Genomic DNA, 22,176 nt, shown 5'->3' with positions numbered 1-22,176 from the left:
TTTCAGGCAATCAGGATCATAAAGGAAATGAGGTGTGCGACAGATGGGAGATACCCAAGATTTATCGTATGGGAGAACGTGCCGGGGGCATTCTCCTCAAACAAAGGGGAGGATTTCAGGGCAGTCCTTAACGCGGTCTGCTCCGTTAAAGACGGGAACATTTTTGTACCTGGACCTCCAAAGGGAAAATGGGCGAATGCCGGATGCATCATGGCAGACGGGTTTTCCCTCGCATGGCGGGTGGTCGATGCCTGCCTGTGGGGCGTCCCCCAGCGTAGAAAACGCATCTACCTTGTCTCAGATTTTGCAGGCGGGTGTGCCGGAAAGATATTATTTGAGTCCGAGGGCGTGTCAGGGTATTCTGCGGAGGGCTTCCGTGCGTGGCAAAGAGCTGCCGGAGGTGCTGCGCCGTGCATTGGAGCGGCAGGCGGCATCTGTTTAAACGACCAGGGCGGCCAGTATATTTCCGTAGACAGTGAAATGGCGTGTACTTTACGGGCGCAGAGCCACGGTCACCCGCCGTGCGTGATGGAGGCGGCGGGATTCTGCACGGAGCATTCGGCGGACAGCCGGGGAATCGGGTATGAAGAAGAAACCTCGCCCACGCTCCGTGCCGGTACGGTTCCGGCGGCAGTGGCGCTGGAGAACCATCCCACGGACAGCAGGGTGAAAGTGTCGGAGGACAACATGGTGCAGACGCTGACTTCCCGGATGGGGACCGGCGGCGGGAACGTGCCGCTCGTCATGGATGCGGCGACACCCAAGACGCTGAAAATCCGTGCCGGAGGTGGAAATGGAGGGAAGGGGGCGCTGGTTCAGGATAATAAATCAGCCACCCTTTCCTGTAACAATGACCAGACTGTGTTCGTGCCTTTCTGCAAGGGGACGCGCCCGCACTCTGCGGAGGAAGCGCCCACATGGGAAAATAGGGAAGTGGCAAACACGCTGAATACTTTCGATATAGGGGAGAGCCGCTGCAATGAGCTTGTGGTACAGGCATTCGGCATCTGCTCCAAAGAGAGCAACGCCATGAAATCCGATAACCCGCACAGCGGATTCTATGAGGCGCAGACCGCACGGACTCTGGACTGTAACTGTAATAATCCATCCGCGAATCAGGGAGGGATTGCAGTGGTGGCGGTGCAGGGCTCCATGATCGGGCGGGATGACAGGAATGGGCCGCAGGGCAGCGGCGTGAATGAGGATGTGTGTTTCAGCCTGACCGGGGCAGACCGCCATGCGGTGGCATACCCCACCTACTGCACGAGCAAGAATTCCTATTTCATGCGGGCGGAAAAGGAACTGGCAAACACGCTGGTGGCTACGGATTATAAGGACCCTCCCGTCATTAATGACGTGCGGACGGCATCCGGCAAAGACGTATTTGGCACGATCTCCGCGAGCATGGACTCCAAGCAGTGGCTTGGGAACCAGGAGGCGTTCAGCGGCGACTACCATATCATAGAGCCGGACTATATCGTCCGCAGGCTCACACCCACGGAATGCGCTAGGCTGCAGGGGTTCCCGGACTGGTGGTGTGACGGCCTCGGCACAGAGAATCCTACGGAAGAAGAAATGGCATTCTGGCGGGAGGTGTTCGAGACCCACCGTAAGATAATGGGAACATCCAGCAAGCCCAAGTCCGACAGCCAGATTCGGAAATGGCTGAAAGACCCCCATTCCGATTCCGCAGAGTACCGTATGTGGGGGAACGGCTGCGCCCTGCCGAACGTATATTTCGTGCTTTGCGGCATTGTGTACTATGCACAGTTCCCGGAATTTTTATTGTGACATTTATTCCGACATTTATGTTGCTTTTATCCCCGTTCAGAGTGATTAATGTAGTACCGAAAGGGAAAACAAAGCCGGAGGGCTTAAAAACGGAGGAAAAAGGATGAGGATTGAAACAAACGCAGCAAACAGGAAAGATGTAGTAAAGGCGGTCAGCGGGATTTTAGGGCAGCCTGCAAAGTACCTTGGGGTTCCGACCTGCGCCTACCAGATCGGGGACTGCACCATCGACAAAAAAGGTGCGGTGGTGACGGAAGATGAAAAAACGGCGGAGCTGGTGACGGCAGGGCTTTTGGAGCAGGGATTCATCGGGAGCCCGGAGCCGGAAGCGGATGAAACAACGGTCAGCCTGCCGATGGAAGGCATGACGGCGGAGGGGCTTAAGAACCTGATTTTCCTGACACACAGCAAGCAGTACCTCATAAACCGCGCTTTTGCGGAAGAGGTTTTCCGAATTCCCGCAGAACTGGCGGAGGCGCTTGGCAGCACGGAGATTCCCGATGCGGAAACTTTCCTGCAGACATTCCAGAGCCATGCGGAAGGGTGCAGGGGCATCGGCTTTCAGGACGGGAAGATCATCTTCACCCTTCCCACGGCGGATGACCCGGACATGATAAAAGCATTCACGCACCTTACGGCGGCGATGGTGCGGCAGGCAAAGGAGCAGAAACGCATCAGCCCCAAAGAGACCATCGAGGAAAATGAAAAATACTACATGAGGATATGGCTCCTGCGGCTGGGCTTCGGCGGCGCGGAGGGGAAAGAGATACGGGACCTTCTGATGAAGAAGCTGAAAGGGCATTCCGCTTTCCGCACCGAGGAAAATAAGCAGAGATGGCAGGAAGCCCGCCGGAACGAGCGGGAGGCGGCAAAGCAGCAGGAACAGTCACCTGCGGAGGAAACGGCGGGGGAGCCGGGGACGGACATGGCAGAGGCTCTGGCGGATGCGGCGCTGATCGGGCAGGTCAACCAGAGTTTTGACACAGAACAGTAAGAAACAGCAGGGGCGGGGAGGCAGCGCTTCCCTCCCTGCCGGAATCTACGGAAGGAGATATGCGGAATGGGTATTTATATAAAAAAAGAGGAACTGGAAGCCCTGCGGGCGGAATACCCGCCGGGGTGCAGGGTGGAGCTGGTAAAGATGGATGACCCCTACAGGGAGATGCCGCCCGGACTGCGTGGTGTGGTGACGGGCATTGACGATTCCGGCAGTATCCACGTTGACTGGCAGAACGGAAGCAGCCTTGCGGTAATATTCCGGGAGGATGAATGCCGGAGGGTTGAGGATGCGGAAAGGGAGGCAGGATAACGGGATGGAATGGGCGGAAGCAGAGCGGCAGGTAAAGGCCCTCATGGAGAAACACGGGTACCGGACGATGGAGGGCGTGCCTGCGAAGATCGATTGGGAGGGCAGGGAACACCTGCTGGATATAAGGTGCGTCCAGTGTGCCGGTCTCAGGGATGCCCTCAAAGGCGGGAAAAAGGTGGCGCTCCGGGTTGAGGCCGCCGTCCGTGAAAGGAAGGACAGGTGGATGACGGCGCGGCTGGTCGGCGCGCTTGCAGAGGAATGCCGCAGGGCAGAGGGGCTGATGCGCGAGGTGGCGGAACGGGAGATCACCTTTACCGACTATCTGGAATAAACGGGAATTATGGAAGGAGGCGGATTGATATGGCGATGCAGCAAAAATCACCGGGAAATGCACACCAGAAGCGCAACTGCTGGCAGCGGGGAAATGGCTCCTACAGCATGAGGGGAGAGCTGCGCCGGGGCATTTCCCTGAACAAGAAGTACCTGAACAGGAAAGTGCGGCACAGCAGTAAGCAGGCGTTAAGGCACGGCGAATACAGGTGCGTGTGCAAGACCTTACATATGGTGGAGTTCTCGTAATCCGCCATAAATTTTCGGGAGGGAAAGTGATGCTGACAGAGAAAATCAAAGATCAGATATTTGCAGTCCGGAATAGCAGCGTAGCAAATATGTGCGACATGGCCGCGGTGCAGCGGGCGGCATTTGACAGGGGCTTTTATGAACTGGTCCTTTTTATCGAGGAAAACCGGGAGGAATACTGGGATTTCATCCTTACGGGCAAGGAATGACACGGCGGGGCGGCTTTCAGGGAAGGGATGCCGCCCACTGTAATGTACACAATTTCCTGCCATTATCTTTGTCACATTTATGCCTCTGAATTGAGTGGATAATACCTGCATCCAGAGGTAACATGTGTCTGACAAAAGGAAAACGGAGGGAAACAGGATGCTGAACAGGAAATTTGAAGGGGCGACACTTTTCGAGATCGACTACACACCGAAGGGAACAAAGGAAATGAAGACCGTCAAGGTCTGGGCAAAGAACCGGCTGGACGCATCAAACTACATGATACTGAACCACATTTGGGGAAAGCAGCATGAGATCAGGGTTGCAACAGCCAACTTTTTGAAATAAGGGAGGAAAACAGGATGAGGGCAGAGGATACATTACAGTTCATGGCGGATTTTTACCCGTCAATATTCCCGACAAGAAAGCACTGCTTAAACTTTTTATTCTGCGGTGTAGGGAACGGCTACGAATGGGTGAAAGGCGAACTTGTGGATGAGGATGGAAAGTTTGAAAAGAGGTACCGCCTTGTGGAGCCGGTGGAAAAAGCGGAGTTTGAACGGGAACAGATGTGGTGGGACAGATACCGTCTGGAACAGGAGATGCATGAGGAGACAGGGAAGCGGATCAATCCGGATTATATCTTTGAATGGGCGAGGCTGAGCAGGGAATATTCCTACATCTACCATTTCCCCAAAAACATCAGGCCGGACTGGAAAGCGCTGCTGGAGGAATGCAGGCAGATGCTCAAGGAGGATGGCGTGGAGATCTAGCCGCGCCATAATGTACACAATTCCCGGCTGTTATCTCTGGTACATTTATGCCTCTGAATTGAGTGGATAATACCTTCGTTCAGAGGTAACATGTGTCTAACAAAAGGAAAACGGAGGGAAAAAGGATGGTAAGAAAAGGGGTAATCGGGATACCGCAGGACGGAAGGATGACAGCCTGCAGCTATACGGTAAAGCATTTTGAGGAAGGGAGCGTTTTCGGGATTGACGGCGGGAGGATTTCCAAACTGGCCATAAAGATAGACGGGAAGACCACCTGCTGCTACGACAGGGGATGGGACCGCGAGCCGGAGGATGACGCGACAAAAGCGGCTCTGGCGATCCTGATCATGGAATACAACTAAGGAGGGAAAAACACGATGAAGGAAATTTACAACGGATATGAACTGAGTACGGCATGGGATGATGAGGCGCTTGGGTTTGGATTCAGCGTCCATGACAAAAAGGGCATGGAGGTTTCCAAAAGCACAGACCCATATTTTTATGAAGAGAACGCACTGACAGCGGCAAGGGCAGCGGCGGACGCGCTTCCGGCACAGGAATAAATGATAAATACATAGCAGCGGGAAAGGGTTCCTCCGGGAGCCCTTTTCTGCTGCGGAAATTTAAGGGAAGGAGGCGGCAAAAGTGCAGAGCGGAAGGAAACCCAAGCCCACGGCGGTAAAGGCGCTGGAGGGCAACCCCGGCAAGCGCAGCCTTAACACGGGCGAGCCGAAGCCGGAGAAAAAAGCGCCCCGCTGTCCGGCATGGCTGGAGGGCGAGGCAAAGAAAGAATGGAAGCGGATGGCGGGGCAGATGGAAAAGCTGGGCATCCTTACGGAAATAGACATGGCGGCATTCGCAGGATACTGCCAGGCATACGCACGGTGGAAGGAAGCCGAGGAATTCATCACCCAGCACGGCACCATCGTGAAGACCCCTTCCGGCTACTGGCAGCAGGTGCCGCAGGTATCCATCGCCCAGACCTACCTTAAGATCATGAACCGTTTCTGCGAGCAGTTCGGCCTTACCCCTTCCTCCCGGAGCCGCATCGTGGCGGATAACGGCGAGGACAAAGAGAGTGATACGATGGAGCTTTTGCTCTTTAAGGGAGGCGGGGGATAGTGTTTGACGAGGAAAAGGCAAAGCGTACCGTGGATTTCATTAACTGCCTGAAACATACCAAGGGGAAGTGGCGGGGGCAACCCTTTGACCTGCTCCCGTGGCAGGAGGCCATCATCCGGGATGTGTTCGGCACGGTGAAGGAGAATGGTTACAGGCAGTACAACACTGCCTATGTGGAGATTCCGAAGAAAAACGGGAAATCGGAACTGGCGGCGGGCGTGGCTCTGTACATGACCTGCGGCGATAATGAGTGGGGCGCGGAGGTCTACGGCTGTGCCTCTGACCGCCAGCAGGCATCCATCGTCTTTGACGTGGCGGTGGATATGGTGGAGCAGTGCCCGGCGCTGAAAAAGCGCATCAAGCCTGTCATGTCCGTGAAGCGGCTGGTGTATAAACCCACCAATAGTTTCTATCAGGTGCTTTCGGCGGAGGCATATACGAAGCATGGACTGAACGTCCACGCAGTCATATTTGATGAGTTGCACAGCCAGCCGAACCGGGAGCTGTTCGATGTCATGACCAAAGGCTCCGGCGATGCCAGGACGCAGCCTTTATTCTTCCTGATCACCACAGCCGGAACGGACAGACATTCCGTATGTTTTGAGCAGCACCAGAAGGCGGAGGACATCCTGCAGGGGCGGAAGATAGACCCTACATTCTACCCGGTGATCTATGGCGCATCCGATGATGCGGACTGGTCATCGGAGGATGTGTGGCGGAAAGCTAATCCCTCGCTGGGGCATACCATTGACATTGAGAAAGTGCGGAATGCCTATCTGAGCGCAAAGGACAATCCGGCAGAGGAAAATATATTCCGGCAGTTGCGCCTGAACCAGTGGGTGAAGCAGTCTACCAGATGGATGCAGATGGAGAAGTGGGATGCCTGCGCCTTCCCCGTGGATGAGCGGGAAGTGCTGGGGCGGGAGTGTTACGGCGGGCTTGACCTGTCAAGCTCCATTGACATCACCGCTTTTGTCCTGGTATTCCCTCCGAGAAATGACACGGAGAAATATATTTTACTTCCGTACTTCTGGATACCGGAAGAAAATATGCGCCTGCGTGTGAGGCGTGACCATGTGCCTTATGACGTGTGGGAGAGGCAGGGATTTTTGCAGACCACGGAAGGGAACGTGATCCATTACGGATTCATAGAGAATTTCATTGATGGTCTCGGAAAGAAATTTCATATCAAAGAGATCGCATTCGACAGGTGGGGCGCGGTACAGATGGTGCAGAATCTGGAGGGGTTGGGATTTACCGTGGTTCCCTTCGGGCAGGGTTTTAAGGATATGTCGCCGCCCACCAAGCGGCTGATGGAGCTGGTGCTGGAGAAGAACATCGCACATGGCGGGCATCCCGTCCTGCGGTGGATGATGGATAACATCTTCGTCCGCACGGACCCGGCGGGGAACATCAAGCCGGACAAGGAGAAGTCCACGGAGAAGATTGACGGCGCTGTGGCCACGATCATGGGATTAGACCGGGCGATACGGAACAGCGGCATCAGCACGGGCAGCGTGTACGATGAAAGAGGGATTCTGACGATCTGACAGACAGAGGGAGGTGCCTATGAAACTGCCATCTATTTTTGGAACAAGGGGTGCGAGGGATAAGCCAAAGGACAGCTACGGCGGTTCGGCCTATTCCTTTTTCTTTGGGAGAAGCACCAGCGGAAAGAATGTGAATGAGCGTACCGCCATGCAGACCACGGCGGTCTATTCCTGTGTGCGGATACTGGCGGAGGCGGTGGCGTCCTTGCCAATCCATGTGTACCGCTATACGGAGACGGGAAAAGAGCGTGTGTATGACCATCCCCTTTATTATTTACTCCATGACGAGCCGAACCCGGAGATGACTTCCTTCGTGTTCCGGGAGACGCTGATGAGCCATTTATTGATATGGGGCAATGCCTACGCGCAGGTCATCCGGGACGGGAGCGGCAGGGTGTTATCTTTATATCCACTGCTCCCGGACAAGATGGAGGTTGACCGTGACGGGCATGGGCGGCTTTTCTACACCTATACCCGGAACACCGATGAGAACCCCAACTTTTCCGAGTATGGCAGGGTACGCCTTAAGCCGGAGGATGTGCTGCATATCCCCGGTCTTGGCTTTGACGGGCTGGTGGGGTATTCGCCCATCGCTATGGCAAAGAACGCCGTGGGCATGACGCTGGCCTGCGAGGAATACGGCGCGTCCTTTTTCGAGAACGGGGCCACGCCGGGCGGGGTGCTGGAGCATCCGGGGGTATTGAAGGACCCGGCAAGGGTAAGGGAGAGCTGGCACGCTGTTTATGGCGGCTCCAGGAATGCCGGGAAGGTGGCAGTTTTGGAAGAAGGCCTAAAGTACCAGCAGATCGGGATTCCCCCGGAGGAGGCACAGTTCCTGGAAACGAGGAAGTTCCAGATAGACGAGATCGCAAGGCTGTACCGCATCCCGCCGCACATGGTGGGCGACCTTGACAAGAGCAGCTTTAGCAACATCGAGCAGCAGTCTTTGGAATTCGTGAAATATACCTTAGACCCCTGGGTGATCCGGTGGGAGCAGTCCATACAGAAAGCATTGTTCCTTCCGCAGGAGAAGAAAGAATATTTTGTGAAAATGAACGTGGACGGCCTGCTCCGTGGCGATTATGAAAGCAGGATGAAAGGCTATTCCATCGGCATTCAGAATGGATTCATGTGTCCGAATGATATACGGCGGCTGGAAAGTATGGATTTGATACCCGTGGAGGAGGGTGGTGAATTTTTTCTCACCAACGGGAACTTATGCCGATTAAAGGATGTGGGACTTTTCGGGAGGATTCCGGGGGAGCAGGGGGATTCCCCGGAGACTTAAACCACAGGGATATTTCAGGCAGAATGATACAATGGATTTTTATATTCTATATGTGTTTTTAAGCACAGTGCAACTACAGGACGGTTGCATCACCAGTTATACTACTGGTTCAGATACTGCACTTCGTTGTATGGCGGATGCCCGCAGGAACGCCGTAAACAGGGCGTTTCCGGGAAACCGGCAGGCTGGTAAGTGTGCTTTAAAACACACTTAAGAATACCAGCAGGTAAGGTACGGTGATTTTAGAGGCGCTGAAACCACCCGGTGCGTCCTGAAGCCGGACAGCCGCAGGAATGCCGTAAATTGGGGATTCTTTGGGGATTGCGGGAATTGGAGGGTGTGTTTTAAAGCACACGTTGACTACTTTAAGCGGACAATTGTTCTGCCACAGATAACAAATGCCGTGTCCAGTATCAGGACAGCGGCGGTGGCGGAAGGTGACAGTTCCGCTGTCGGTAACACTATAGAATTACTTTTCCTGAACCAGAGGATCGGATTCCCTGCCTGACAGTATTGTGACGGCATCCTGCTATCACTGGCAGGATGCGGAAAGTGCCGTAAACAGGGAGTTTGTGGGAATTGGCAGGGATTTCAGGGTGTGTTTTTGGTGCACCTTGTTTTAGCTGTAGTAAAAGCAGCGTGTGTTATAACACAGTATTTCAGGAGACAGGAGGGCTGAAAGAGTGAAGAGGAAGTTCTGGAACTGGATCAAAAATGACGTGGGAGGGGAGGAAGAGCGCACCCTCGTGCTGAACGGTGAGATTTCGGATGAGACGTGGTACGGGGATGAAGTGACGCCCGCCCTGTTCGCAAAGGAGCTGAATGCCGGGAGCGGCAACATCACCGTGTGGATCAATTCACCGGGCGGCGATGTGTACGCCGCGGCGCAAATCTACAACATGCTCATGGAATACAAGGGCGATGTGACCGTGAAGGTGGACGCGCTGGCGGCTTCGGCAGCGTCCGTCATCGCTATGGCGGGTACCACGGTGCTGATGTCGCCCCTTGCCATGATGATGATCCACAATCCCATTACTGTGGCGATAGGGGATTCCAAAGAGATGCAGAAGGCGGGGGAGATGCTGGATGAAGTGAAAGAGGGCATCATGAACGCCTATGAGATCAAGACCGGGATGGACCGTAAGAAGATATCCCACCTCATGGATGCGGAATCGTGGTTCAATGCGAAAAAAGCCGTGGAGCTTGGCTTCGCGGACGGCATCCTGCATGAAGGGGAAAGTACAGATGAATCAGAGGATGCGGCTATGGAGGGCATGATGTTCTCCCGCACGGCGGTGACCAATTCCCTGCTGACAAAACTCATTCCGAAAAAGCCGGAGGCGAAAGTACCCATAGAGCAGTTAGAGAAGCGTTTGCAACTTTTATCACATTAAATTTATGGAGGGAAATGTTTATGAGCAAGATTTTAGAACTGAGAGAAAAACGGGCAAAGGCATGGGAGGCGGCAAAGAAGTTCCTCGACAGCAAGCGTGGTGAGGACGGCCTGCTTTCCGCAGAGGACACCGCCGTCTATGAGAAGATGGAGAAAGAAGTGGTGGATTTGGGGAAGGAGATCGAGCGCCTGGAGCGGCAGGCCGCCATTGACGCGGAACTGAACAAGCCCACTTCCGAGCCAATCACCAACAAGCCGAATAACCACCCGGACGGGGAGGAAAAGACGGGCAGGGCAACGGACAGCTACAGGAGGACGTTCTGGAACGCCATGCGCCGGAAGAACTTCTTCGATGTGGAGAATGCCCTGCAGGTGGGCACGGATTCCGAGGGCGGCTACCTTGTGCCGGACGAGTTCGAGCATACGCTGGTGGAGGCATTGGAGGAAGAGAACTGTTTCCGGGGCCTTGCCACGGTGATCCAGACATCCAGCGGCGACAGGAAAATCCCCGTGGTGGCATCCAAAGGCGAGGCAGCATGGATTGACGAGGAAGGGGCATACCCGGAATCTGACGATTCCTTCGGTCAGGTTTCCATCGGCGCATTCAAGGTGGCGACCATGATCAAGGTATCGGATGAACTGTTAAATGACAACGTATTCAACTTAGAGGATTACATCTCCAAGGAGTTCGGGCGCAGGATCGGCACCAAGGAGGAGGAAGCCTTTTTCATTGGGGACGGCAAGGGCAAGCCTACGGGTATTTTAAATGCCACGGGCGGCGCATCCGATGGCGTGACCACGGCCACGGCGAACATCACCTTTGATGACGTGATGGACCTTTTCTATTCCCTGAAAGCGCCGTACCGCAAAAAGGCTGTGTGGCTGCTGAATGACACCACCGTGAAAGCCCTGCGGAAGTTAAAGGATAATAATGGGAATTATATCTGGCAGCCTTCCGTGCAGGCGGGGGTGCCGGACATGATTTTAAACCGCCCTTACCACACTTCCTCCTATGTGCCGGAAGTGGCGGCAGGCAGCAAGGTGATGGCGTTCGGTGATTTCTCTTACTACTGGATCGCCGACAGGCAGGGGCGCTCCTTCAAGCGTCTGAATGAACTGTTTGCGGCCACCGGGCAGGTGGGATTCCTCGCAAGCCAGAGGGTGGACGGCAAGCTGATCCTTGCCGAAGCGGTAAAGACCATGACGGTGAAGAAGTCTGCATCATCGGCATCATAAGAAAGGGGGCGGCATGGATGGCAGTCCTGACATTGGAGGAAACAAAACAGTATCTCCGGGTGGACAGTGCGGATGAGGATGGTTTCATTTCCGGCTTGATTGAGACCGGGGAGAGGCTGTGTGCGGATGTGGCACGGATGGATGCGGCGGAGTTGGAAAGCCATCTGCCTATGGTGCGGATTGCCGTCCTCTATACCGCCGCCTACCTTTATGAACACCGGGAGCAGGCAGACTACGGGGAACTGGTGGGTACGCTGCGCTCTCTGCTGTTCGGCATACGGAAAGAGGTGTTCTGATGGCGCTTGGGGAATGGAAGGACAAGATTATTATTCAGAAAAGCATGGCGGGTAATGACAAAGCCGGGAATCACATTTTATCGTGGCAGGATTATTTTGCCTGCCATGCCTATGTAAACAACCTTTCCGGGAAGGAGTATTGGGAGGCGGCGCAGCTAAATGCAGAAAAAGAGATATTTTTCCTCATACGCTATTGCAGCGAAGCCGCCGCCATTGACACGGAGCATTTCCGCATTATCTTCCGGGAGCAGATTTATAATATCACGTTCATTGACAACGTGAAATATCAGAATAGAACCATAAAGCTGCGGGCGGCTTTGGAAAAGAGGGGAGGCTGAATCAATTCTCCGATGAGCAATTGATTCAGCCGGGCATTTGCGCCGGGGCGTCACAAATGCCATTTACCGCAGGGCAGAATCTGAAATTCTGCCCGCGCCCTCCGCATAAAACGCTCCGGGAAAGAGGTAGGAATGTCTGAAAGAAAAGTATCCATCGAGCAGATGGCGGAGGCGGTCATGGACGGCCTGATCGAATACGCCGGGCTTGCCACGGACGTGATGAAGGACTGTGTGACCAAAGCCGGGAACACCGTCAAGAGCGAGGTTAAGACAAACGCCCCGGTTCGGACGGGGCAGTACAAAAAAGGATGGGCTGTGAAAAAGCAGAAAGAGACCGCCAATGCACTGGAACTGGTGGTGCATAACAAAAAGCGTTACCAGCTCACCCACCTTCTGGAGAAAGGCCATGCCAAGCGGGGCGGCGGGAGGGTGCGGGCATTCCCCCATATTGCCCCTGCGGAACAGGCGGGCATCCGGGAACTGGAGGAAGGAATCAAAAGGGGGCTGGAAGGATGAAGCACGATGATGTATTGAAGATGATGGAGGAAATGGGGCTGCCCTTTGCCTATGACCATTTCGTGGAGGGCGAATCCCCGGAGCCGCCCTTCCTTGTATTTTTATACCCCAAAGCTGCCAATTTCGCAGCGGACGGGATCGCATATTTCAAAATCAACCAGCTTGATATCGAACTGTACACCGATTTGAAAAATCCCGACTTAGAGGAAACCATAGAGGCTGTCCTGTTGAAGCACGGTATTTTCTATGGCAAGAGTGAGACGTGGATTGAATCGGAGAAGCTGTACGAAGTCTTGTATGAAATGGAGGTCTGAAATGAAGAACAACAATAAAGTGAAATTCAATATCTGCAACTGCCACTATACCTTGCAGAAAACACAGGAGAATGGGGAGATCGGGTTTGAGACTCCCGTAGCAATGCCCGGTGCGGTATCCATTGCCCTGGACCCCAACGGGGAGCCGGAGTCTTTCTATGCGGACGGCATCGAGTATTACATCATAGCCAACAACATGGGTTACGATGGCGACCTTGAACTGGCGCTGATCCCGGAGAGTTTCCGCACGGACGTGCTGAAGGAGGAAGCGGACAATAATGAGGTGCTGGTGGAAAATGCACACTCGGAAACTGCGGCCTTTGCGCTGCTGTTCGAGTTTGACGGCGACATCCGTAAAATCCGCCATGTGTTGTATAACTGTTCCGCAAGCCGCCCCAAGATCGAGGGCAAGACCAATGAGGAGAGCCGGGAGGTGCAGACGGAAACGCTGACCATCAAGGCGCGCCCGCTGGCAAGCGGCTATGTGAAAGCCAAGACCGGGAATAAGACATCTGCGGAGACTTATGCCAACTGGTATAAGAGCGTGTATCTGCCGGAACCCAAAGCGGTGGATGCAGAGACAGAAGGACAGGGATAAGGAGGCTGAAAGGATATGAGCATTGTTAGAAAAATAGAAATAGACGGGCAGGATGTGTTGTTCAAGGCATCGGCGGCGATACCGAGGATTTACCGCTTGAAGTTCCAGCGTGACATTTATAAAGACCTGCGGATTCTGGAAAAGAGCATAGGAGAGGGGGATGAGGAGAATTCCAACCTCGATTTATTCTCATTGGAGATGTTCGAGAATATCGCCTATACGATGGCGAAGCACGCCGACCCGCAGATACCCAATGAAGTGGATGAGTGGCTGGACGGATTCAACACATTTTCTATTTATCAGGTATTGCCGCAGCTTATAGAACTGTGGGGCTTGAACGTGCAGACGGATGTGGAGGCTAAAAAAAACTTCGCCCAACTGAGCGGGAAATGACCACGCCGCTGTTCCTTCTGCGGTGTGTGCAGCTAGGGCTTTCGATGGCAGATTTGGAGCTGCTTTCAATAGGATTAATCAATGATATGTACTGCGAGAGCAGGAACGATTCATTTTCATATGCCATACTTGGCGATCAAGCAGCAATGGATTTATTTTAACGTTAAAATAAATCGAATTATCACAACCGATTTCATATCCACACCTTTTTAAGAAATCCAGCAAGCTCAATGTTTTTCAGCATGAAAGGTGTGGATATTGTTTTAAGAATATTGGTAAATAAAAGTTATTCCATTTTGGGTACTTCCAATACTTTCTGAAAAATTAGTATTAAGAAACGGCTTAGAAACATCATTTCCGTATTTTTTAACATTATGAAAAATCAGAAAGTGTCGGAAGTGGTAAATTTTAAGGATAAAAAATTACTCCAATTAGCAATATAAAATCCACACCATTGTTGCCGGAAACGCCTATATATGGCGGTTTTCTTAAGAAGGTGTGGATATGCTTTTGGTCGTGATAAATGGACGCATTTTGATTGAAAAAACAGCCTTTTTCTGTTATATTTGTAGCAGGAAAAGGCTGATGGATTCGGAGGTAAGATGCAGTGATTATTTGGCTGAATGGAACTTATGGCGTAGGAAAAACAACTGTGGCACGAAAAATAGAAGAACTTCTAGATACTGAAACTGAAATTTTAGAATCAGATTATTATTATCAAGAGATGGTAAAAGAAAATATGCTTTTAGCTTTCGGGGGAACTTTGCCGCAAAATAATAAAAATTTCCTAATGAGATTCAAAAAAGTTATTGAAGAGAAGTTGGAAAACACAAATAAACAGATAATTATTGTTATGGCTTTAACTCAAAAGGAAGGTGTGGAGTTGCTTTTTGAACATTTTAATTCAAAAGGAAATGTGTTGCATATTATTCTTACTGCGAGTGAGGAAACTATAAAATCACGGATAAATTCAGATGATAATAGGGAAAAGGGGTTTGCTATTGAATGGCTTAAATATAATTTAGCATTTTTAGATGCGAATTTTCCAGATGCTATTCGGATTGATACAGAAAATGAAGATGCGGATGCTATTGCGAAAAAAATAATTAACTATTTAAATACTTAAAGGATTAAAACAGAATAGATTTCTTACATAGGCACTTGCCATAACAGCAGGTGTCTTTTTTTATGCTTTTTTCAGGGAGCCTCCGGGCTTCCTTTTTTCGTGGGGAGGTGCTTTGGGTGGGTGCGTCAAGGATACAGGGAATCACGGTGGAAATCGGCGGCGACACCACAAAGCTGACCGCCGCGCTGAAAGGGGTAAACGGGGAGATACGCACTACGCAGTCACAGCTCCGGGACGTGGAGCGACTCTTAAAGCTGGACCCCGGCAACACGGAACTGCTGGCGCAGAAGCACCGGCTCCTTGCGGATGTGGTGCGGGAGACGAAGGAAAAGCTGGAAACCCTGAAAGCGGCTGCGGAACAGGCTAACGAGGCGCTGGCAAAAGGGGAGATCACCCAGGAGCAGTACGATGGTTTGCAGAGGGAGATCATCGAGACAGAGGAAAGGCTGAAAAGCCTCGAAGAACAGGCGAACCAGTCGGCGGTGGCGGTGCAGAAGATCGCCGCCGTGGGCGAGGACTTAAAGAACTTAGGGGATAAGATTTCCGGGGTGGGGACTACCCTCACCAAAAGCGTGACCACTCCCATTGTGGGGCTTGGCACGGTGGCGGTAAAGACCGCCGCTGACTTCGATACCGCCATGAGCCAGGTGGGGGCGGTTTCCGGGGCAACGGGAAAAGACCTTGATGCCCTCCGGGATAAGGCAAGGGAGATGGGCAGCAAGACCAAGTTCTCCGCATCCGAGGCAGCCGAGGCCATGAACTACATGGCAATGGCGGGATGGAAAACTTCGGATATGCTCGCTGGCATTGAGGGCATTATGAACCTTGCAGCGGCCTCCGGGGAAGATTTGGCAAGCACATCCGATATCGTGACGGACGCATTGACTGCCTTTGGACTTACCGCAGCGGATTCCGGGCATTTCGCGGATATCCTTGCGGCGGCAAGTTCCAATGCGAACACCAACGTCTCCATGATGGGCGAGACCTTCAAATACTGTGCGCCCATCGCCGGGGCTTTGGGATTTTCCGCGGAGGATACCGCAGAGGCAATCGGCTTGATGGGCAATGCGGGCATCAAGTCCACACAGGCCGGTACCGCCCTGCGCACCATCATGAGCAACCTTTCCGGGGAAGTGAAAATCTGCGGTTCGAGCATTGGCGAGGTCACAATCGCCACCACCAATGCGGACGGCAGCATGAGGGATTTGAGCGCCATCCTCGCTGACTGCCGGACGGCTTTCGGCGGCCTGTCCGAATCGGAGAAGGCAGCGGCGGCAGAGGCTCTGGTGGGGAAGAATGCCATGTCAGGATTCCTTGCGCTGATGAACGCCGCCCCTGCGGACATTGAAAAGGTGAGCAGCGCCATAGCGAACTGTGACGGGAAGTCGGCGGAGATGGCGGCGACCATGCAGGATAACCTTGCCGGGCAGCTTACCATCCTGAAAAGCCAGTTGGAGGAGCTTGCCATTTCTTTTGGTGAAATCCTCATGCCCGCCATCCGCCAGATCGTCACATGGGTGCAGGGATTTGTTGACAAGCTGAACGGCATGGATGAGGGCACCAAAAACACCATTGTCACCATAGGGCTTCTTGCCGCTGCAATCGGCCCCGTGCTTATCGTCATAGGAAAAGTTGTGTCGGCTGTGGGCAGCATTATGACCTTCATCCCGACACTGATCGGCGGCATTTCCAGTATCGGCGGAGGGCTTAGTGCCTTATGGGGAATACTTGCTGCGAACCCGGTGACGCTGGTCATTGCGGCAATCGCGGCTCTGATTGCCATTTTCGTGGCGCTGTGGAATAACTGCGAGGGCTTCCGGGAGTTCTGGATCAACTTATGGAACGTGATCAAAGAAGCGGCTGTTGCGGTATGGAATGGCCTGAAAGACTTTTTCTCCAACATCTGGAATGCCATCACCGGGGCGGCGCAGTCCATCTGGAACGGATTGAAAGACTTTTTCAGCGGGCTGTGGGAGGGCATCAAGAATATTTTCCAGACTGTGCTGGATGTGATAAAGACGCTGATTGTGGCGCGGTTCGAGTTCTATAAGCTGATTATCACAACCGTGCTGAATGTGATACAGACGGTGGTCTCCACGGTTTGGAATGCGATTAAATCCGTGATTGAAACCGTCACGAATGCCATTGGCTCTTTCCTTTCCTCCGCATGGGAAGCGATAAGGAATACCGTCACCACGGTAATGGAGGCAATCAGAAATGTCATTACCACGGTATGGGAAGCGATTAAATCCGCAGTAACGGCGGTGCTTTCCGCCATTAAGGATGTGGTGGTCTCCGCATGGGAGGCGATCAAGAGCGCCATCACCACGGCAATGGAGGCGATACGTTCTGCGATCATTGCCGCATGGGAAGCCATAAAGAGTGCGGTATCCTCTGCGATTGAAGCGATAAAAAATGTGGCTGTGGCGGCATGGGAGGCGATAAAGTCAGCGGTCATTTCCATTATGGAGGCGATTAAATCTGCCATCACCGCAGCATGGGAAGCCATCAAGTCCGCAGTAAGCTCCGTGGTAGGTGCGATAAAAGAGGTCATTACTTCCGTCTGGAATGCCATTAAATCCACGGTCACCAGTATCGTGGGCGGCCTGAAAGACGCGGTGGTAAATGTGTTCAACAGCCTGCTTTCCGGCATCAAAAACGCTATGAGCGGCATTGCCGGGGCGGTGAAGAGTGGATTCGATGCGGCGATCAACTTCATCAAGGGCCTGCCCTCACAGGCATTGCAGTGGGGCAAAGACATCATCGGCGGCTTAATAGATGGTATCAAATCCAAGATCAGCGGCCTTGTGGACAGCGTGAAGGACATCGCGGGAACCATTGCGTCCTTTCTGCATTTCTCCGAGCCGGACGAGGGGCCGCTTTCCAACTTCCACACCTTTATGCCGGATATGATCGATCTGCTCGGAAAAGGCATCCGTGGGAATTTAGGGAAGCTGACCGGCCCCATGAAGGAACTGGCGGGAATGCTCATCCCAACAACAGGGGCAATGGAAAGTATCTCATCAGCCGGGAATGGCGGGAACGGGAATGATTCACTGGCGGCAAGGCTGGATGCCATGTATGAAGTGGTGACAAAATATCTGCCCAGGCTGGCAGACGCACAGGTGGTATTGGATTCCGGCGCGCTGGTCGGGGAATTATCTGACGGGCTGAACCGGGAGCTGGGAAAGGCGTATTCATGATAAGGAAATTCAGACTTATAAACGGGGAAGGGGTGTCGTGGGATTTGAATGCCAGGACATCCTTTTTCCATTCCATTGGCGGTTTCGGTTACAAGGACGGGACGCAGTATGAACAGATTGGCACGGGCTTCATCCCTTTGGAGGAACTTTTCTCACAGGGTGTGATGACCGGGCGCATTTTCTTTGGCGGGATAAACGCATACCAGAATTACCGGGCATTTTCAAGATTTGTCCGGGCGGTGCCGCTGACCCTTGTGTATGAGATGGAGGAGGCTTTCCGCGTCCCGGTGCGGATGACGGAGATTGCAAAGAGCGAACTGATCACGGGCGGTGCAGGCTTAGACTGCGAGGTGGCTTTCACGGCGACAGGACAGTTTTATAAAAATGTTTCCGGCTACAGCGGCACCCTATCCATCGGCGGGAAGATATACCCTTACGAATACACCTACGCCTATGCGGATGTGACGCAGAACACGCTGATGATCGACAGCGACAGCCACGGGAACAGCCCGTGCAAAGTGACGGTATATGGCCCCTGCACGAATCCCGTATGGAAGCACTATGTGAATAATGTTTTGTATGAAACGGGAAGGTACGAGGGGAATATCCCGGATGGGCATAAGCTGGTCATCGACACCACGCAGATTCCCTACAGCATTACGGAGCGGGGCGTCAGTGACGAGGTGGTGGCGGACAGATACCAGATGTGCGATTTCACCACGGAGCGGTTCTTCCATTTGCAGTACGGCAGCAACCGCATTTCCGTGGTGCATGAGGGGCTGAACATTCTGAATGTGATGGTAGAGGGGAGGATCAGCTATGAGACCGTATAACGTGGAGATATTCACACAGGATTTTGAAATGGTGGGAAATACAAATGTGAATGAGATCACCTACAAAGAGGACTATTTATCATCGGACGGCAATACTGTGATGGTGCTTGCCCTGCCCGGCGTGAAAAAGCAGGACTATATCCGCATCAGCAGAGGGGATGAGGAGTATGCCGGAATCGTTACGGAGATTGGCTATGGCACGGACAAGTCAAAGAAGTTACAGACCATTTCCTATAAACCGCTGATGGAACTGCTGAATATGGATGTGCTTTTCGATGTAGATCAGCAGGGGCAGGGCAGCATGGAACAGTTTATCTGTGACAGGATAAAAGAAATGTTTATCACAAATGAGGATGGGATGCAGAATATCAAAGGGCTTTCGGTCAGCGCAGCAACAGCCACAAAGGACTGGAGCCTGCACATCACGCCCTCCGACAAGGGCGGGCATTACAACATTGTAAACCTCATTGATTCCGTGATCATTCCGGCAATGGAAAAGTACAGCATCCTTGTAAAGACAAAGCTGGATATCCAGAACCGGGAAGTGCAGATCATTGTAGGGAAAGCGGCATCCGGGGTGATTACGATTGAAAGCGATCTTCCCAACATCATCAAAAAGAGCGTCACCATCAGACAGGTCAGCGCCGATGTGAATAAACTGGTGATCTATGACAGTTCCGATTATGAAAAGAAAAGGGTGTATTTCCTGCATCCCGATCTTGGCTACGATACGAAAGACCGTGACCGCATTACCCCGGTGGTCTGTGAGATGCAGTCCGTTTCCCATGAGGAGGGGAGCAGCTTTGAGAGCGCGGCAATCAGCGCCGCCCATAACAAGTTCGCAAATCTGTCCTATTCAAACCTCATAGAGCTTACCATGATGAACGGTGACGCGCTGGTGAAGCCGGAGGAACTGGAATTCGGGCAGGTGGCGGACATCGTCTCGGACGGGCAGAGTTACCGCAGCATCCTCACCGGAAGGGAGCGGGGCAAAAACACAAAGCTGGTATTCGGCACGGTGCGGCTGGATTTGACGAAGATTTTAAGGAGGCAGGAGAATGGCTGACAACATCACATTGAAAACCTATAAGGGCGGGAACGTGACCCCGCAGGATGACGCCATCATCTACGAGACGGCGATCCCCGGCAGCGGCATCTTTAAGGGCTGCGAAGTGACCTACGCAAGAGGGAATGTCCTTCATATCTCGCAGGGCTTTGGCATGATTCGTGGCCGGTTCTTTGAGGTGTATGAAACGGAGATAGATGTGCGCCTTGCGGATGTGGGGGAGACACTGCAGGGACGGGTGTATATCCATCTGGATTTATCCAATGCGGATGAGCCTATCAAGATACTGGCGCAGGCGGCAGCGGAGCTTCCGCCGCTGGATGCGGATGTGAACATCAATTACAATAACTCCTCCTATGACCTTGAACTTGCCATTTTCACCGTATCTTCGGCAGGCTTGGACGGCCTGACCAAAGTATTCCCCACGCTGAAAGCCGGGAGCGGAGGCGGCGGGGGAGGTGGCGAGACGCTCACCCGCGCCACATCATACTCAGTGGGAGATGCGGTGACCGCAGTGGGCGCTCCGGGGTGGGCAACGCTGGTCTGCACACAGGCGGGTACCACGGCAGCCTCCGAGCCTTCCGGGTATTCGAGGATTACCAAAGTGGGGGATAAGGTTTTAGACGGAACGGCGGTATTTACTGCAAGGAACATCATCGGGGAGCTGGACGGCGTTATTTCTTCCAATGCATCCCTCGGAGAGTCTGTGCAGACTCTGGACGAAAAAGTGGCGGAGATGATGAGCAGCACCGGCCTTGTGATGAAACTGGTGAGCCTTGACGAGTACCGGGCAATGGAAAGTTACAGCGCCACCACCATTTACCTTTGTTATGAGGATGAAGCCACAAAAAGGGTGACGCGGATTTTCGTGGGAGAGGACAGGGTATATGCGGCGGGTGTCAAAGTGACATATCAGATCGACACAGGCTATGCATTGGAAAGGACTGTGCCGGACAGGGAGGACGCCATTGCCGCCGCACCGCCCGCCGCTCTGGAGGGCTATACCTTTGTGGGATGGCGGCAGGATGATTCCGCAGAAAAGAAGGTGCTTTCCGAGTTTATTATTACTTCGGAGGAACCATTCACCTTATATGCTGTGTTTAAAAAGCAGATGACCATCGGGCTGATGCCCAATGGCGGCACCCTTGCAGAAACCGGAGCGGCAGAATCCTTTACCGCTTTTTGTTACTACAACAATGGGAATTCCCAGAGCGAACCCACCACGGTCCCGGCAAGCCCCTACACGCGGAAGAATATGTCCTTCTGTGGATGGAGCATTGATTCCCTCTCCACGCCATCCTATAAGCCGGGAGAGAAAGGCGTGTTCCCTGCCGGGGCCACGCTCTATGCCATGTGGGTGACCACGGAGTACGATTTTCCCTACACAGGCAGTTATGTGCAGTTTACCATCCCGCAGGACGGCATCTATGAGTTTGAAGTGTGGGGCGGTTCCGGGGGCAGCGCAAAAGTGGACTCCCTTGTGGCGGAAGGCGGTCTTGGCGGCCATTCCAAAGGTTATAAGAAGATGAAAAAGGACGAGGTGGTCTATGTATATAATGGCGGGGCTGCAAACGGGACATCTCCGGGGACAAACGGCGGCGGGGGTGGAAGCAACTATGCAAGCGGTAAGCAGTACGGGGCAGGCGGGGGAGGATCGACCCATGTGGCGACAAGGTCCGGGGCATTGGGGTATGGCAACAGCAGTGGACTGAATTATACCAACAGGGAGTGTGTCCTGATTGTGGCTGGCGGAGGCGGCGGTGGCGGGATAGATAACGGCGCCATCCACAAAGGCGGGCATGGGGGAGGGGAACGCGGCGGTGACGGCTCAGGAGGCGCATTGGGAGGGAGGCAGATCTCCACAGGGAGCAGCCCTTCCACAAACTTTGGTTATGCCCCGACCTATTCCTATAGCAATACTGCGGAATCCGGCGGTGGAGGCGGATGGTTCGGCGGGAACTATGGCCTGCGCGGTGAGTCCGGCGCAGGCGGTTCCGGCTATGTGGACGGTGTCGCGCCATTCACCCATAACGGGAAATATTACCCCGCAGAGACCGAGGCAGGGGTGAACGAAGGAAACGGGAAAGCATTCATCCGGTATGTGGAATGCGCGTAACTGGAAACGGCACCAAAAAGGTGCTTTTTTTAATGGAGGAATCAGAATGAAAAATTTTATCGAGGCGGCGCAGTATGCGTTTGCGGCACTCGGCGGTGCGCTGGGCGCGGTCATGGGAGGCTTTGACGG

General features: G+C 53.3%; 26 protein-coding genes. All 26 read left to right on the top strand.

Features of this window, described 5'->3' with window-relative positions:
* Window positions 1-1,791 (top strand): DNA cytosine methyltransferase (locus NFS35_RS26720; protein WP_251210027.1); only part of this gene is annotated, 1,791 nt, incomplete at its 5' end.
* Window positions 1,792-1,894: 103 nt separating this feature from the next.
* Window positions 1,895-2,785, top strand: coding sequence for a hypothetical protein (locus NFS35_RS26715; protein WP_251210026.1), 891 nt, complete (start codon window positions 1,895-1,897; stop codon window positions 2,783-2,785).
* Window positions 2,786-2,851: 66 nt separating this feature from the next.
* Window positions 2,852-3,100 carry a DUF4314 domain-containing protein gene (locus NFS35_RS26710; RefSeq protein WP_251210025.1) on the top strand — a complete coding sequence of 83 codons (249 nt, stop codon included), beginning with the start codon at window positions 2,852-2,854 and terminating at the stop codon, window positions 3,098-3,100.
* A complete protein-coding gene (locus NFS35_RS26705) occupies window positions 3,078-3,431 on the top strand; it encodes a hypothetical protein (protein WP_251210024.1) in 354 nt (117 codons plus the stop codon). Before NFS35_RS26710 ends, NFS35_RS26705 begins: the two co-directional genes overlap by 23 nt.
* A gap of 29 nt (window positions 3,432-3,460) precedes the next feature.
* Window positions 3,461-3,679, top strand: coding sequence for a hypothetical protein (locus NFS35_RS26700; protein WP_251210023.1), 219 nt, complete (start codon window positions 3,461-3,463; stop codon window positions 3,677-3,679).
* Window positions 3,680-3,708: 29 nt separating this feature from the next.
* Complete coding sequence (locus NFS35_RS26695; protein ID WP_251210022.1) at window positions 3,709-3,888, top strand: DUF5049 domain-containing protein; 180 nt, start codon at window positions 3,709-3,711, stop codon at window positions 3,886-3,888.
* Window positions 3,889-4,045: 157 nt separating this feature from the next.
* Window positions 4,046-4,234, top strand: coding sequence for a hypothetical protein (locus NFS35_RS26690; RefSeq protein WP_251210021.1), 189 nt, complete (start codon window positions 4,046-4,048; stop codon window positions 4,232-4,234).
* Window positions 4,235-4,248: 14 nt separating this feature from the next.
* Window positions 4,249-4,659, top strand: coding sequence for a hypothetical protein (locus NFS35_RS26685; protein ID WP_251210020.1), 411 nt, complete (start codon window positions 4,249-4,251; stop codon window positions 4,657-4,659).
* Window positions 4,660-4,784: 125 nt separating this feature from the next.
* Entirely contained in the window at window positions 4,785-5,021 is a 237-nt protein-coding gene (locus tag NFS35_RS26680) for a DUF7678 domain-containing protein (RefSeq protein WP_016230255.1), read from the top strand.
* 15 nt (window positions 5,022-5,036) lie between these two features.
* Window positions 5,037-5,222 (top strand): hypothetical protein, encoded by a 186-nt coding sequence (locus NFS35_RS26675; protein WP_251210019.1) that lies wholly within the window; start codon window positions 5,037-5,039, stop codon window positions 5,220-5,222.
* An 82-nt stretch (window positions 5,223-5,304) separates the two neighbouring features.
* Window positions 5,305-5,781, top strand: coding sequence for a phage terminase small subunit P27 family (locus NFS35_RS26670; RefSeq protein ID WP_251210018.1), 477 nt, complete (start codon window positions 5,305-5,307; stop codon window positions 5,779-5,781).
* Window positions 5,781-7,331, top strand: a complete 1,551-nt coding sequence (locus NFS35_RS26665; protein ID WP_251210017.1) for a terminase large subunit — start codon at window positions 5,781-5,783, stop codon at window positions 7,329-7,331. Before NFS35_RS26670 ends, NFS35_RS26665 begins: the two co-directional genes overlap by 1 nt.
* Before the next feature lie 19 nt (window positions 7,332-7,350).
* Window positions 7,351-8,619: a phage portal protein gene (locus NFS35_RS26660; RefSeq protein WP_251210016.1), complete on the top strand. Its 1,269-nt coding sequence runs from the start codon at window positions 7,351-7,353 to the stop codon at window positions 8,617-8,619.
* A 683-nt stretch (window positions 8,620-9,302) separates the two neighbouring features.
* Window positions 9,303-10,013 (top strand): head maturation protease, ClpP-related, encoded by a 711-nt coding sequence (locus tag NFS35_RS26655; protein ID WP_251210015.1) that lies wholly within the window; start codon window positions 9,303-9,305, stop codon window positions 10,011-10,013.
* A 20-nt stretch (window positions 10,014-10,033) separates the two neighbouring features.
* Window positions 10,034-11,248: a phage major capsid protein gene (locus NFS35_RS26650; RefSeq protein WP_251210014.1), complete on the top strand. Its 1,215-nt coding sequence runs from the start codon at window positions 10,034-10,036 to the stop codon at window positions 11,246-11,248.
* Between the two features lie 17 nt (window positions 11,249-11,265).
* A complete protein-coding gene (locus NFS35_RS26645) occupies window positions 11,266-11,544 on the top strand; it encodes a head-tail connector protein (RefSeq protein WP_251210013.1) in 279 nt (92 codons plus the stop codon).
* Entirely contained in the window at window positions 11,544-11,882 is a 339-nt protein-coding gene (locus NFS35_RS26640) for a phage head closure protein (RefSeq protein ID WP_251210012.1), read from the top strand. Before NFS35_RS26645 ends, NFS35_RS26640 begins: the two co-directional genes overlap by 1 nt.
* 132 nt (window positions 11,883-12,014) lie before the next feature.
* Window positions 12,015-12,398, top strand: coding sequence for an HK97 gp10 family phage protein (locus tag NFS35_RS26635; RefSeq protein WP_251210011.1), 384 nt, complete (start codon window positions 12,015-12,017; stop codon window positions 12,396-12,398).
* Window positions 12,395-12,712: a hypothetical protein gene (locus NFS35_RS26630; protein WP_251210010.1), complete on the top strand. Its 318-nt coding sequence runs from the start codon at window positions 12,395-12,397 to the stop codon at window positions 12,710-12,712. The genes NFS35_RS26635 and NFS35_RS26630 overlap by 4 nt, the downstream gene beginning before the upstream one ends.
* Before the next feature lies 1 nt (window position 12,713).
* Window positions 12,714-13,310, top strand: a complete 597-nt coding sequence (locus NFS35_RS26625; RefSeq protein ID WP_251210009.1) for a major tail protein — start codon at window positions 12,714-12,716, stop codon at window positions 13,308-13,310.
* Between the two features lie 15 nt (window positions 13,311-13,325).
* On the top strand, window positions 13,326-13,703 hold the full coding sequence (locus NFS35_RS26620) for a hypothetical protein (RefSeq protein WP_016229187.1): 378 nt from the start codon (window positions 13,326-13,328) through the stop codon (window positions 13,701-13,703).
* A gap of 607 nt (window positions 13,704-14,310) precedes the next feature.
* Complete coding sequence (locus NFS35_RS26615; RefSeq protein ID WP_251210008.1) at window positions 14,311-14,829, top strand: AAA family ATPase; 519 nt, start codon at window positions 14,311-14,313, stop codon at window positions 14,827-14,829.
* 116 nt (window positions 14,830-14,945) lie between these two features.
* Window positions 14,946-18,032 carry a phage tail tape measure protein gene (locus NFS35_RS26610; protein WP_251210007.1) on the top strand — a complete coding sequence of 1,029 codons (3,087 nt, stop codon included), beginning with the start codon at window positions 14,946-14,948 and terminating at the stop codon, window positions 18,030-18,032.
* A complete protein-coding gene (locus tag NFS35_RS26605; RefSeq protein WP_251210006.1) occupies window positions 18,029-18,865 on the top strand; it encodes a phage distal tail protein domain-containing protein in 837 nt (278 codons plus the stop codon). Before NFS35_RS26610 ends, NFS35_RS26605 begins: the two co-directional genes overlap by 4 nt.
* Entirely contained in the window at window positions 18,852-19,931 is a 1,080-nt protein-coding gene (locus tag NFS35_RS26600; protein ID WP_251210005.1) for a hypothetical protein, read from the top strand. The genes NFS35_RS26605 and NFS35_RS26600 overlap by 14 nt, the downstream gene beginning before the upstream one ends.
* Complete coding sequence (locus NFS35_RS26595) at window positions 19,924-22,047, top strand: glycine-rich protein (RefSeq protein ID WP_251210004.1); 2,124 nt, start codon at window positions 19,924-19,926, stop codon at window positions 22,045-22,047. The genes NFS35_RS26600 and NFS35_RS26595 overlap by 8 nt, the downstream gene beginning before the upstream one ends.
* The last annotated feature ends 129 nt before the right edge of the window (window positions 22,048-22,176 follow it).

It is taken from the genome of Acetatifactor aquisgranensis, assembly GCF_943193215.1.
Taxonomy (GTDB): Bacteria; Bacillota; Clostridia; order Lachnospirales; family Lachnospiraceae; genus Acetatifactor; species Acetatifactor aquisgranensis.
This window is presented reverse-complemented; position numbering and strand designations above follow the sequence as displayed.

Excerpts from the sequence above, each read along its gene's own strand:
- NFS35_RS26595 (WP_251210004.1), top strand. The coding sequence starts at position 19,924 with ATGGCTGACAACATCACATTGAAAACCTATAAGGGCGGGAACGTGACC.
- NFS35_RS26685 (WP_251210020.1), top strand. The coding sequence starts at position 4,249 with ATGAGGGCAGAGGATACATTACAGTTCATGGCGGATTTTTACCCGTCA.
- NFS35_RS26635 (WP_251210011.1), top strand. The coding sequence starts at position 12,015 with ATGTCTGAAAGAAAAGTATCCATCGAGCAGATGGCGGAGGCGGTCATG.
- NFS35_RS26700 (WP_251210023.1), top strand. The coding sequence starts at position 3,461 with ATGGCGATGCAGCAAAAATCACCGGGAAATGCACACCAGAAGCGCAAC.
- NFS35_RS26675 (WP_251210019.1), top strand. The coding sequence starts at position 5,037 with ATGAAGGAAATTTACAACGGATATGAACTGAGTACGGCATGGGATGAT.
- NFS35_RS26705 (WP_251210024.1), top strand. The coding sequence starts at position 3,078 with ATGCGGAAAGGGAGGCAGGATAACGGGATGGAATGGGCGGAAGCAGAG.
- NFS35_RS26680 (WP_016230255.1), top strand. The coding sequence starts at position 4,785 with ATGGTAAGAAAAGGGGTAATCGGGATACCGCAGGACGGAAGGATGACA.
- NFS35_RS26640 (WP_251210012.1), top strand. The coding sequence starts at position 11,544 with ATGGCGCTTGGGGAATGGAAGGACAAGATTATTATTCAGAAAAGCATG.
- NFS35_RS26715 (WP_251210026.1), top strand. The coding sequence starts at position 1,895 with ATGAGGATTGAAACAAACGCAGCAAACAGGAAAGATGTAGTAAAGGCG.
- NFS35_RS26605 (WP_251210006.1), top strand. The coding sequence starts at position 18,029 with ATGATAAGGAAATTCAGACTTATAAACGGGGAAGGGGTGTCGTGGGAT.
- NFS35_RS26660 (WP_251210016.1), top strand. The coding sequence starts at position 7,351 with ATGAAACTGCCATCTATTTTTGGAACAAGGGGTGCGAGGGATAAGCCA.
- NFS35_RS26620 (WP_016229187.1), top strand. The coding sequence starts at position 13,326 with ATGAGCATTGTTAGAAAAATAGAAATAGACGGGCAGGATGTGTTGTTC.
- NFS35_RS26645 (WP_251210013.1), top strand. The coding sequence starts at position 11,266 with ATGGCAGTCCTGACATTGGAGGAAACAAAACAGTATCTCCGGGTGGAC.
- NFS35_RS26625 (WP_251210009.1), top strand. The coding sequence starts at position 12,714 with ATGAAGAACAACAATAAAGTGAAATTCAATATCTGCAACTGCCACTAT.
- NFS35_RS26650 (WP_251210014.1), top strand. The coding sequence starts at position 10,034 with ATGAGCAAGATTTTAGAACTGAGAGAAAAACGGGCAAAGGCATGGGAG.
- NFS35_RS26710 (WP_251210025.1), top strand. The coding sequence starts at position 2,852 with ATGGGTATTTATATAAAAAAAGAGGAACTGGAAGCCCTGCGGGCGGAA.
- NFS35_RS26630 (WP_251210010.1), top strand. The coding sequence starts at position 12,395 with ATGAAGCACGATGATGTATTGAAGATGATGGAGGAAATGGGGCTGCCC.
- NFS35_RS26695 (WP_251210022.1), top strand. The coding sequence starts at position 3,709 with ATGCTGACAGAGAAAATCAAAGATCAGATATTTGCAGTCCGGAATAGC.
- NFS35_RS26600 (WP_251210005.1), top strand. The coding sequence starts at position 18,852 with ATGAGACCGTATAACGTGGAGATATTCACACAGGATTTTGAAATGGTG.
- NFS35_RS26690 (WP_251210021.1), top strand. The coding sequence starts at position 4,046 with ATGCTGAACAGGAAATTTGAAGGGGCGACACTTTTCGAGATCGACTAC.